This window comes from Paracoccus sigandri, assembly GCF_003709565.1.
In the GTDB taxonomy this organism is placed as follows: Bacteria; Pseudomonadota; Alphaproteobacteria; order Rhodobacterales; family Rhodobacteraceae; genus Paracoccus; species Paracoccus siganidrum.
On record NZ_QNRC01000025.1, the window covers coordinates 49,346 to 60,730 of the forward strand.

Below are 11,385 nucleotides of genomic sequence, written 5' to 3' on the forward strand. Positions count from 1 at the left end.
CAGGGTTCAGGCAGAGAGGACCGACAGCCCCGGCAGGGTGCGGTCCAGCGCGGACATGATCTGGCGGCGTTGCGCCTCGAATGCCGGGGCGGCGCGGTCGCGCGGGCGGGGCAGATCGACGGGCATCTCCTGCGCGATCCGGCCCGGCTCGGGTTGCATGACGATGACCCGGTCGGCCAACAGGATCGCCTCGTCCACGTCATGGGTGACGATCACCAGCGTCGGGCGCGGGCTGACCGCCGCCCAGATCTGCAGCAGGTGGCGCTGCAGATCCAGCCGCGTGAAGGCGTCCAGCGCCGAGAACGGCTCGTCCAGCAGCAGCACCTCGGGGCGGGCGACAAGGGCGCGGGCGATGGCCACGCGCTGCGCCTGCCCGCCCGACAGCTGCCGGGGCCAGACATGGGCCTTGTCGGACAGGCCCACGCGGGCCAGCGCCTCGGCCACGCGGGCGTCGCGCTCGGCGCGCGGCAGATGCGCGAGGCCGAAGCCCACGTTCTGCGCGACCGTCAGCCACGGAAACAGGCGCGGTTCCTGAAAGACGATGCCGATGGCCGGATCGGGCTCGGACACCACCCGGCCGTCGATCGAGACCCGCCCGGCGCTGGGGCGATCCAGCCCCGCCACGATGCGCAGCAGCGTGGACTTGCCGCAGCCCGAGCCGCCGACGATGGCCACGATCTCGCCCGCGCCGACGGTCAGGTCGACGGCCTCCAGCGCATGGGTGCCGCCGGGATAGGTCTTGGACAGGTGCTGGATGGTCAGCATGGCTTACTCGCTGCTGCGGGGGCTGGATGCAAAGCTGTCCTCCCATCGCAGGAAGGGCGCGGCGGCCAGCGCCAGCAGGCTGTCGGTCAGCTTGCCCAACACCGCGAAGGCGATGATCGCCGCGACGATCTGCGCGGGCTTGCCCAACTGCTGGCCGTCGATCAGCAGATAGCCGAGCCCCGCCGAGGCGCCCATGAACTCGGCCGCGACGACGAACATCCAGCCAAGGCCCAGCCCCGATCGCAGCGCGGTGACATAGGCGGGCAGCACGGCGGGCAGCAGGATGCGCCGGACCATCGCCACGCCGGAGAGGCGAAAGACCCGGCCCACCTCGACGATCTTGCGGTCGACGCCGCGGATCGCCTCCATCACGCCCAGATAGACCGGGAAAAACACGCCGACCGCGATCAGCGCCACCTTGGGCGCCTCGAAGATGCCGAACCACAGGATGAACAGCGGCACCCAGGCGATCGAGGGGATCGCCCGCAGCGCCTGCAGGGTCGGATCCAGCAGCCGGGCCAGACCGCGCGCATAGCCGGTCAACGCGCCCAGCACCGTGCCCGCGACGACCCCCGCGCCGAAGCCCAGGACCACGCGGGTCAGCGTGGCCTGCGCGTGATGCGCCAGATCGCCGCGCGCCGCCAGGTCGGTCAGCGTCGCCAGGATCACCGAGGGCGGCGGCAGCAGCCGTCCCGAGTTCCAGCCAAGCGCCACCACGGCTTCCCAGGCCAGGGCCAGCCCAAGCGGCAGGATCAGCCCGGCCAGCGGCCACAGCGCCGTCAGCGCGGGGCGCGCAGGCCGGGTGCGGGTGGAGGCAGAGGACAGCTCGACCATGATGCGGGCTCCTTTCGCGGGTGCGGGATCAGGCGTTGGGCAGGCGGTCGTCCAGCAGCGCGGCCACGACGCCGGGCACATCGACGCCGGCCTCGATCACGCCCGCCTCTTGCAGCGCCTGACCGGCGGCCAGGATCGCGGCCTGCTGCGCATCACCGATCCGCGGCTGGGAAAGGCCGGTGCGCTGGTCCAGCTGGATGTCGATGACCTCGGGCGAAAGGCCCGTCGCGGCGACGGCGATCCGCTTCAGCTCGTCGGGATTGTCCAGTGCATCGAGGCGGGCGCGCTCATAGACCGACAGCACGCGGGCCGCCGCCTCGGGCTGCTCGGACAGGAAGGCCTCGCGCACGTTCAGGATGCCGTAGGTGTTTGCATCGGCATTGCGGAAGAACAGCTGCGCGTCATCCTCCAGTTCGGCAGCGGCCATCAGCGGGTCGAGCCCCGCCCAGGCATCCACGTCGCCCCGCACCAGCGCGGTCTTGCCGTCGGCATGCTGCAGCAGGACCGTGGTGATGTCGCGCTCGGTCAGGCCCTGGTCGGCCAGCGCGCGGATCAGGAAGATATGCGGGTCGGTGCCGCGCGTCACCGCCACGGTCCTGCCCTTCAGATCCGACACCGAGGCGATCCCGGCATCGGCCCGCGTCACCAGCGCCGTCCATTCGGGCCGCGAATAGCTGTAGATCGACTTGATGGGGTTGCCGTTGATCCGCGCCACCAACGCCGCCGAGCCGGCGGTCGAGCCGAAGTCGATCGCGCTGGCGTTCAGGAATTCCAGCGCCTTGTTCGATCCGGCCGACTGGACCCAGGTGATCGCCGTGCCCTCGGCCGCGAAGGCTTCCTCCAGCCAGCCCTTCTCCTTCAACAGCATCGATACCGGATTGTAGGTGGCCCAGTCGATGCGCAGCTGCGGCAGCCCCTGCGCCCGCAGGATCGAGGGCGCCCCGATGGCCGCCGTCGTCGCAATGGTGGCAGCGGAAAGCAGCAGCCCACGGCGTGAGAAATGAGACATGGTCGTGATCCTGTCGAAATGAGACGCCATGCGAAGGGCGCCGCGTTTAATTGTCGACTGGCATTATCGAGTATTTTGCCCCGGCTTCAACGGAACGGATCGGTCGTTTTCGGGCGATCCAGAGTGATGGCCACCTCCGTCAGGCGCCGCGGACGATCAAATCTTTTCTGTGCCCCTGGCGGCACGCCCCGAATCACACCGCCCGCCCCGCAAGCGACCCTTCGCCGTGGCGGCAAGGATCGTTTCGTGCGGATCGAGACCGGGCGCCATCGCGACGCAGAGGTCGCCCAAGCTGCGGGGCGGTAACGATTCTCTCTTTACCGGCGGCATAAGGAAATATTCGCCCAAATGACGCGCCTGCTTTGGATTGGGAATTGGCCGGGGGCATCGTTAAAATTCACTACGAATATGGTCGTCTTTAAGGAGCTTTCCATGACAACACCAAGATTCGTGGGTTTTGCGGGCTCCTGGAGCAGGCCGTCGAAAACCCGGCAGCTGGTGACGCAGGCCGCCGAATGCGCCGTGGCGCGCTTTGGCGGCTCGGCGCATGTCTTCGACATCGCCGATCTGGGTGCGGGGTTCGGCCTTGGCTCGAATCCTGGCAACGCGCCCGGACTGGATGCGCATTTGCAGGAATTCCTGTCCGCGGATGCGCTGATCGTGGCCAGCCCGGTCTACAAGGGCAGCTATACGGGGCTGTTCAAGCATTTCATCGACCTGATCGACCCGCAGGCGCTGCTGGGCAAGCCCGTGCTGCTGGGCGCGACCGGCGGCGGCCAGCGTCATGCGCTGATCATCGAGCATCAGCTGCGCCCGCTTTTCGGCTTCTTCGAGGCCCGCATCCTGGCCACGGGCGTCTATGCCTCCTCGGCGGAGTTCACCGATGGCCGGATCACCGCGGACGACACCGGCGCCAGGCTGGATCGCGCCGTGGCCCAGTTTGCCGATCACCTGGACCTGTCCCCGGCCCGCCCTGCCCTGCGCGCGCTGGCCTGACCCCCTCCAAGGAAGCATCACCATGAGCACGCCGAAAAAGCGCATCATCCTGAATGCGTTCGACATGACCTGCGTCGGCCATCAGGCCGCGGGGACATGGCGCCACCCGTCCAGCCAGGCGTCGCGCTACAACGATCTGGACTACTGGACCAACCTTGCCATCGAGCTGGAGCGCGGCGCCTTCGACACGCTGTTCATCGCCGACGTGGTGGGGGTCTATGACGTCTATCGCGGCTCGGCCGAGGCGGCCCTGCGCGACGGCGCCCAGGTGCCGGTCAACGATCCCTTCGCCGCGATTTCCGCGATGGCGGCGGTCACGAGGAACGTGGGCTTCGGCATCACCGCCGCCGTGACCTTCGAACATCCCTATCTGCTGGCACGGCGTCTTTCGACGCTGGACCACCTGACCAAGGGGCGCGTGGCGTGGAACGTCGTGTCTTCCTATCTGGACAGCGCCGCGCGCAATATCGGCATGGACCGGCAGATCGGCCACGACGCCCGCTATGATCTGGCCGAGGAATACATGCAGGTCACCTACAAGCTGTGGGAGGGCAGCTGGGAAGACGGCGCCGTCCTGCGCGACCGCGAGAAGGGCATCTTCACCGATGCCCGCAAGGTCCATCCGATCCGGCACGAGGGCGAATATTTCAAGGTTCCCGGCTTCCATCTGTGCGAACCCTCGCCGCAGCGCACGCCGGTCATCTTCCAGGCCGGCGCCTCGTCGCGGGGGCGGCAATTCGCCGCCCGCCATGCCGAGGCGATGTTCGTGCTGGCCACCGGCCCCGAGACCGCCAGGAAGCTGACCGATGCGATCCGCGCCGAGGTCGTGGCCGCCGGTCGCGAGCCCGACAGCCTGAAGATATTCGCCCTGCTGACCGTCATCACCGGCCCCTCGGACGCGGCGGCGCAGCGCAAATACGAGGAGTATCTGGACTATGCCAGCCCCGAGGGCGCGCTGGCCCTCTATGGCGGCTGGACCGGGCTCGACTTCTCGTCCCTGGACCCGGATGCGCCATTGACGGCGGTGGAAAACGACAGCCTGCGCACGACGCTGGAATCGCTGGCCGCCGATAGCGAGGCCTGGACCGTGCGCGACGTGATCCGCAAGCGGTCGATCGGCGGGCTCGGGCCGGTGCTGGTGGGCGGCCCGCAGACCATCGCCGACGCGCTGGAGGAATGGGTCGACGAGGGCGGCGTGGACGGGTTCAACCTCGCCTATGCCATCACCCCGGCCTCGACCACGGATTTCATCGATTTCGTGGTGCCCGAACTGCGCAGGCGCGGGCGCGCGCAGGCCGATTATGCCCCCGGAACGCTGCGCGAGAAGCTGCTGGGCGATCCTGGCGGGCGGGCCCGCGACAGCCACCCCGCCGCCGAATGGCGCGACCATTACAAGGGCCGCGAAAGCGTCGCCGACAGTTCCCGCCCCTCGGCTTTCGAGGGCGCCAATGCACGATTGATCGAGGCCGCCGAATGACCGTTCCCGACATCTTCTGGTTCCTGCCCACCTCTGGCGACACGCGCTATCTGGGCACGTCCGATTTCGGGCGCGCGCCGACCACCGCCTATCTGCGCGAGATCGGCATGGCCGCCGACCGCCTGGGCTATGACGGGATGCTGATCCCGACCGGGGCCAGCTGCCTCGACCCCTGGGTGGCCGCCGCCGCGCTGGCACCGCTCACGCAGCGGCTGAAGCTGCTGGTGGCGTTGCGGACCTCTGTGCAGGGGCCGACCGTCTCGGCACGGCAGGCCGCCGCGCTGGACGAGGCCCTGGGTGGGCGGCTGCTGCTGAATGTCGTGCCGGGCGGCGATCCGCGCGAACTGGCGGCCGATGGCGTCTTCTTCGACCATGACGACCGATACGAGAACGCGAACGAATTCCTGACTGTCTGGAAACGCCTGATGCAGGGCGAGACCGTCGATTTCCACGGCAGGCATGTCCGGGTCGAGGGTGCGCAGAACTTTCACCCCGGCCCGCAAACGCCCTGGCCGCCCCTGTATTTCGGCGGCTCCTCGCCCGCCGCCCATGCGCTGGCGGCCGAGCATGTCGATGTCTACCTGACCTGGGGCGAGCCGCCGGCGGCGGTGGCCGAAAAGATCGCCGATATCCGCAAGCGGGCCCAGGCGCATGGCCGCAGCGTCCGCTTCGGGATCCGCCTGCACGCCATCGTGCGCGAGACCGAGGCCGAGGCCTGGGCCGAGGCCGAGCGCCTGATCAGCCGTCTGACCGATGACGACATTGCCCGCGCGCAGGCGAATTACGCCAGCATGGATTCGGTCGGGCAAAGCCGCATGGCCGCGCTGCATGGCGGCCGCCGCGACCGGCTGGAGGTGGCGCCGAACCTCTGGGCCGGGGTGGGCCTGGTGCGCGGCGGGGCGGGCACCGCGCTGGTGGGCGACCCCGAGACCGTGGCCGCACGGATGCGCGAATATCAGGACCTGGGCATCGGGACCTTCGTGATGTCCGGCTATCCGCATCTGGAAGAGGCGATCCGCTTTGCCGAACTGGTGTTCCCGCTGGTCGGCAAGGACCCCGTGACGCTGCGCGGCGTCGCCCAGACCGGCGGCGCCTTCGACGTGCGCGCCCGCGCCGCCAACTGAAGGACAGACCATGACCCGCCCGATCATCGACATGCGCTGCCGCCCGGCCTATCTGCACGATTTCTTCGGCCGAACGCCCGGCACACCCGATTACGACACCGTGCGCTGGCTGAACCGGCGCGTCGGCACGCGCGGCGACGATCAGCATTTCGCCCGCTCGTCCACGCCCGAGGGCTTTCTGGCCGAGATCGCGGATGCGGGCCTGACCCGCGCCGTGGTGGTGGGTCGCCACACGCCCGGCCAGCACCTGCCCAATGACGACATCGCGGACATCGTCGCGCTGGACCCGTCGCGGCTGACCGGCATCGGCGCCGTCGATCCCGTCGTGCAGGGCGAGGCCGCGGCCCTGTCCGTGGCCGAGCGCGCCATCCGCGACCTGGGCCTGCGCGGCATCGACCTGGAGCCGGGCTTCGGCAGCCCCGCCCGCCACCCCGACGACCGCGCCTATTTCCCGGTCTACGAGCTGGCGCAGGCGCTGGACGTGCCGGTCTTCCTGATGAGCGGGCCGACCACGCCCGATCCGCGCTATAACGACCCCGCCGGGATCGCGGCCGTCGCACAGGCCTTTCCGCGGCTGAAGATCGGCGTCTTTCACGGCTATTGGCCCAATGTTCAGGCGATTCTGGGCTTGGCCTTCCGCTGGGAAAATGTTCACCTGATCCCCGACATGTATCTGTTCCAGACCGGATCCGAGGCCTATGTGCACGCCGCCAATGGCTGGCTGGGGGACCAGCTGCTGTTCGGATCAAGCTACCCGTTCCGGCCCATCGGCCAGTCGATCGAGGATGCGCAGGCGCTCGGCCTGAAGGATTCGATGCTGGATCGGTTCTTCCACGACAACGCCGCGCGGCTTCTGGGGCTGGACCGGACCGCCGCCCTTCACGAGCCCGGAGATGCCGCATGAGCCATGCCCCCGACCGGAGCCCGACCGAGCCCGCCGCATGAGCGCGCCGCTTGTCGCCATCATCGGCGGAGGCTTCACCGGCGCGCTGGTCGCATGGCATCTGGCGCGCCGCACCGGCCCCACGCCGGTCGATATCGTCGTGATCGAGCCGCGCAGGAAGCTGGGCGCCGGGCTGGCCTATTCGACCGCCGATCCCAGCCATCGCATCAATGTCCCCGCCAGCCGCATGACCATGCGGACCGATATCAAGGACGATTTCCACCGCTGGATCGAGGCGCGGGGCATCACCCTGTCGGAGGGCAGCATCACCCCCGACGGCGCGTTCTATCCCCAGCGCGGGCTGGTCGCCGATTATGTCGGCGAGGCCCTGGCCGCCGATCTGCGCGACGGCCGCATCCGCCATCTCCGGACCCGCGCCACGGGCCTTGCGCGGCCCGACCGCTTCCGGATCACGCTGGAGGATGGCGCCCGGCTTCAGGCCGATCACGTCGTCATCGCGACCAGCCACCCGCCCCCCGGCCTGCCCGAGGGCTTCGCCGCGCTTGGCGGCGATCCGCGCCTGGTCGCCGACCCCTCGGATGCCGAGGCCATCACTGACGCGGCCCGCAATGCGCAGCGTGTGCTGGTGCTGGGCACCGGCCTGACCTCGGCCGACGTGATCGCCAGCCTCGACCGGCAGGGCTTTCGCGGCGACATCCTGGCGCTGTCGCGGCGCGGGCTGCGCTCGCGCGGCCATGCGACCGGCTATCCCGACAGCCCCGCCGATTTCGCCAGTGACCCGGCGCGAACCGCACTGGAGCTGCTGCGCCGCGTGCGCGGCGCCGTGGCCCGCGATGCGCAGGCCGGACTGCCCTGGCAGGCAACGCTGGACCGGGTGCGGCTGGACGGTCCCGCCATCTGGGCCGCCCTCCCCCCGCCCCAGCGTGCGCGCCTGGTGCGGCGCCTGCGGGTCTGGTGGGACGTGCATCGGTTCCGCATCGCGCCGCAGGTCGAGGACGTCCTCGACCGCCTGATCGCCGATGACCGCCTGCGCATCCGGGCCGGGCGGATCCGGCACGCCATCGCAGATCCGGCCGGCCTCATCGTCACCTGGTCCCCGCGCCGGCAACCCTCGCGCAGCGAGGTCTTCGACCGCGTGATCCTGACCACGGGTCCGGCCCATCACCAGGTCCTGGCCCGCTCGCCCCTGCTGTCCTCGGCGCGGCAGGCGGGTCTGCTGGATGCCGATCAGCTTGGCCTTGGCCTTCTGGTCGCCGATGGCTGCCGGGCAGTGGGCGCATCCGGCGACCCCGTCCCCGGTCTGTGGGTCGCGGGCCCCCTGGCACGAGGGCATGTCGGCGAGTTGATGGGCATCCCCGAGGTGACGGCTCATGCCGAACAGGTCGCCGAGCGGCTCGCCGCTGACCTTCGGGCTCTCACCAGGGCCGGATCGGATGAGAGTGCCGATGGCGACACCCTCCGCCGGGTTCACTGATCCGTCGATCCGATTCCCTATCAGGTGTTCACGCGCCCCGATCTGAACGCAACTGCCAGAACATGGTGACCCCTGGCGATGGATTACGCGCCCGCGGCGCATCGGTCATGGTCTCTGGCGAATACGGGCGGATGGCGCCGGATGGGCTGGACTTCCCATGTCGCAGCGCCTGCGGCTGCAGAGCGAGGAATGGCCGGCCGCCTCGGCGATATGGCCAGAAACTCGGGGATGGTCAGGCGTGGCATCGCCGCCCACGACAGGTCGGCCCGAATCGGATCTGGACGCCCCTCGATCAGAACCGTCGCCTGGTTGGTGCGGCACGGGTCCGAAAAGACCGAAACCTTCCGCCACCCGGCACGCAATTCTGCCCCCGCAACGGGGTGATCGGCTTCCCAAACTGCCCCCTTGCACTGATGGTCATGATGCCCCCGAGGTTATCCGGGGAGGTGGTGGGAGACGCCGGTCTCGCGGAGTGAGGCATGAGTCCGAGAGCCCGTGGCCGATTGCAAATGCTGCGACAGCCTGACGAGAACCGATTATGGAAAGATCACAGGTGCTGAACGCGTCGTCTCGAAGACGCGCATCATGCGCGATGGGCCAGCTGAAGCTCTACGGAATGAAAGCCGCCTGCGATGAGATCATCGCTACGGCGATCAAGCGGCAACACGAGCCACAGCAGATCGTCGGCGACCTTCTGAATGCCGAGATCAACGACAGCGCGGCATGAGCCGCCACCGGTTCGAGGCCACGCCGAACCGCCCGTTCGATCAATTGCCAGATGACCATGGCGCGGCGATCCTTGGCCAGGGAGGTCGACGAGTTCGCCTTCGCCCCCCTGTGAACGAGACGCTGCTGCGCGATCTGGCAACCGGCGACTTCCTGGGATCCGCAGCGCAATGTCGTGCTGACCGGCGGCACGGGGACGGGCAAATCGCGTCTCGCCGCCAGCATCGCCCGGCCCGGCATCCGGCGCGGCAAGCACGGCGTCGGCATCTCTCACAAACCGATGGCGCCCGATGCCTCGATCTTCAACGTCGTGGACCTGTGGACAGGCTCGACGCTGAAGCCCGCGCGGACAGGTACCACCTTGCCCTCCCAAGCCGAGGGCCAAACGAACCGGCCATTCTCAAGTCACTTCAAGAATTTCCATTGGAGCGCCAATGATCCGAGCGACAATGGCGACGCAAGCCCCCCTGGCCATCCCACCCGATGGCCTTGACCAGATCGCCCCGGTGACCATGGAAGACGAATAGATGCCCGGCGAACGGATCCCGCTTCAACAGCGCCTCGGCCTGCGCCGCAAGGCCCTTGCGCATGTCGGTGACGACCGCCGCCAGCGAGACCCGCATATTGGCCGGAACCGGGATCAAACCGCCCCCCCTCCCGGATCAGCCGTGCCAAGGCATCGGGATCATAGCCGCCGCTGATCCACCATCTCGATCGCGATGTGATTGTCGGCGATAGCCGTGATCACCGGTGCTGTCGCCTCGGCGACAATCTCCACCGGAAGGACGCCTTGCTCCGGCACCGCCGAAGGCATCGCCGCTGGGTCCGGCACAAAACGGGGATCACGCAGCCACTTGAATGTCAGCTTCGCGTTAGCCGCATAGCGATGCGCCACCTGGGCCACCGAAACGCTCGGCGCAGTCGTCTGGAAACAGATCGACGCTTCTCCTCGTCCGTCCAAAGCCGCTTCGTCCGCCGTGCAGAGTGTCCACTATCAATGGCGCACACTATCCCGCACTCTCGGGCCGAGGCAGAGCGGTCAGGCCGGATGGTTGCTATTACTGTTGCGTTGCCGTGCTGCATTCACATTCGATCTGCAAGCTTGTGCCACAGATCTGCACTCTCATATGCCAATAGCGCGGAAATATCTGGTGGAGCCGAGGGGAATCGAACCCCTGGCCTCATCATTGCGAACGATGCGCTCTACCAACTGAGCTACGGCCCCACTGACGTGCTACTTGGACTCGAAACAAGGGCTTGTCAAGCGGTGTGCGACGGCTTCGGTGCGGCTTGACGGGCGCAGGCCGTGGTCAGCGGATCACGTTACGGGATTGCCCGGATTCATTGGGGATTTTTCGTAGGATCACGGCCTGTTCCGGGGGAGAAAGCCGCATCGGGCAAGCGTCATGCGCCCCGGTCTCGGGTCGCTGGGAGCAGCATGACGAGTCGGGCTCGCATCGCCATGGCCACGGCCGGGAGGGTTGGTCGAGTCGCTGCCGAACCGCTCGACGATGATCGCCAAAGGCGCGACCAGCAAGGCCCGACATGCGGTATCGAGCAGGCAGCCCACGAGGAGGTTGCGCAAGGGGCCACGGATGTTGACATTCGAATCGTTCGATCAACCCAGAAATGGCGGAGTCGCGATGTAAATGGTCGCCGGGTCTATCAGCAGAATGACTTGATCGATCCAGACTACGTTGATCCCAACACGGGTCTTACGAACAAGCAGCTTATGGAAGAAGGATGGGCTCCGATAGGACCGGATGGTCGCCCAATCAACCTTCATCATATGACTCAAGACAAACCGGGGCCAATGGCCGAAGTTTCTGAAACATTCCATCATGAAAACAATCGGGCATTGCATATGTACACCAACCAGTACGACAACACATGGGTCGGACCAGATGGGGTTCGTCGTCCATATCTCAGCGCTCCTGAATCGATGAATCGACCCGCGATGATCGCTTTTCCTGCCGGGGTAAAGGTTTGGATTGCGGGCGGCGTGACGGGCATGAGGTGCGGGATGGACAGCCTGGCGTTGAAGGTCCAGCAGGGGCTCGGCCGCGATCCGCACGG

General features: G+C 67.8%; 11 protein-coding genes, 1 tRNA gene and 1 pseudogene. 7 read left to right on the forward strand and 6 right to left on the reverse strand.

What is annotated here, in order from left to right; genetic code table 11:
* Positions 1 to 6: 6 nt before the first annotated feature.
* From C9E82_RS18285 to C9E82_RS18295, 3 genes are read right to left on the reverse strand one after another with little or no spacing between them, the layout of a single operon-like run.
* Positions 7 to 765: an ABC transporter ATP-binding protein gene (locus C9E82_RS18285; protein WP_119897629.1), complete on the reverse strand. Its 759-nt coding sequence runs from the start codon at positions 763 to 765 to the stop codon at positions 7 to 9.
* Between the two features lie 3 nt (positions 766 to 768).
* Positions 769 to 1,599 carry an ABC transporter permease gene (locus C9E82_RS18290; RefSeq protein WP_119897628.1) on the reverse strand — a complete coding sequence of 277 codons (831 nt, stop codon included), beginning with the start codon at positions 1,597 to 1,599 and terminating at the stop codon, positions 769 to 771.
* A gap of 28 nt (positions 1,600 to 1,627) precedes the next feature.
* A complete protein-coding gene (locus tag C9E82_RS18295) occupies positions 1,628 to 2,608 on the reverse strand; it encodes an aliphatic sulfonate ABC transporter substrate-binding protein (RefSeq protein WP_119897627.1) in 981 nt (326 codons plus the stop codon).
* 432 nt (positions 2,609 to 3,040) lie between these two features.
* Between C9E82_RS18295 and C9E82_RS18300 the strand changes: the two genes are divergently transcribed.
* The 6 genes and pseudogenes from C9E82_RS18300 to C9E82_RS18325 all read left to right on the forward strand — a co-directional run.
* Positions 3,041 to 3,604 carry an NAD(P)H-dependent oxidoreductase gene (locus C9E82_RS18300; protein ID WP_122449349.1) on the forward strand — a complete coding sequence of 188 codons (564 nt, stop codon included), beginning with the start codon at positions 3,041 to 3,043 and terminating at the stop codon, positions 3,602 to 3,604.
* 22 nt (positions 3,605 to 3,626) lie between these two features.
* Positions 3,627 to 5,081, forward strand: coding sequence for an LLM class flavin-dependent oxidoreductase (locus C9E82_RS18305; RefSeq protein WP_119900938.1), 1,455 nt, complete (start codon positions 3,627 to 3,629; stop codon positions 5,079 to 5,081).
* Complete coding sequence (gene ssuD / locus C9E82_RS18310; RefSeq protein WP_119900939.1) at positions 5,078 to 6,205, forward strand: FMNH2-dependent alkanesulfonate monooxygenase; 1,128 nt, start codon at positions 5,078 to 5,080, stop codon at positions 6,203 to 6,205. The genes C9E82_RS18305 and ssuD overlap by 4 nt, the downstream gene beginning before the upstream one ends.
* 10 nt (positions 6,206 to 6,215) lie before the next feature.
* Entirely contained in the window at positions 6,216 to 7,109 is an 894-nt protein-coding gene (locus C9E82_RS18315) for an amidohydrolase family protein (protein WP_119900940.1), read from the forward strand.
* A 37-nt stretch (positions 7,110 to 7,146) separates the two neighbouring features.
* Positions 7,147 to 8,583, forward strand: coding sequence for an FAD/NAD(P)-binding protein (locus tag C9E82_RS18320; protein WP_119900941.1), 1,437 nt, complete (start codon positions 7,147 to 7,149; stop codon positions 8,581 to 8,583).
* A 538-nt stretch (positions 8,584 to 9,121) separates the two neighbouring features.
* Positions 9,122 to 9,663 (forward strand): annotated as a pseudogene (locus C9E82_RS18325) (ATP-binding protein); the annotation flags it as partial.
* 56 nt (positions 9,664 to 9,719) lie between these two features.
* On the opposite strand, the gene tnpB reads toward C9E82_RS18325, so the two are convergent.
* From tnpB to C9E82_RS18340, 3 genes are all read right to left on the reverse strand, one after another.
* A complete protein-coding gene (gene tnpB / locus C9E82_RS18330) occupies positions 9,720 to 9,953 on the reverse strand; it encodes an IS66 family insertion sequence element accessory protein TnpB (protein WP_420849869.1) in 234 nt (77 codons plus the stop codon).
* Positions 9,954 to 9,994: 41 nt separating this feature from the next.
* Positions 9,995 to 10,204, reverse strand: coding sequence for a hypothetical protein (locus C9E82_RS25090; protein WP_244936043.1), 210 nt, complete (start codon positions 10,202 to 10,204; stop codon positions 9,995 to 9,997).
* A 254-nt stretch (positions 10,205 to 10,458) separates the two neighbouring features.
* Positions 10,459 to 10,534 (reverse strand) — tRNA-Ala (locus tag C9E82_RS18340).
* A 237-nt stretch (positions 10,535 to 10,771) separates the two neighbouring features.
* On the opposite strand from C9E82_RS18340, the gene C9E82_RS18345 reads away from it, so the two are divergent.
* Positions 10,772 to 11,385, forward strand: a 614-nt coding sequence (locus C9E82_RS18345) for an HNH/ENDO VII family nuclease (RefSeq protein WP_280524958.1), incomplete at its 3' end; no start/stop codon positions are given.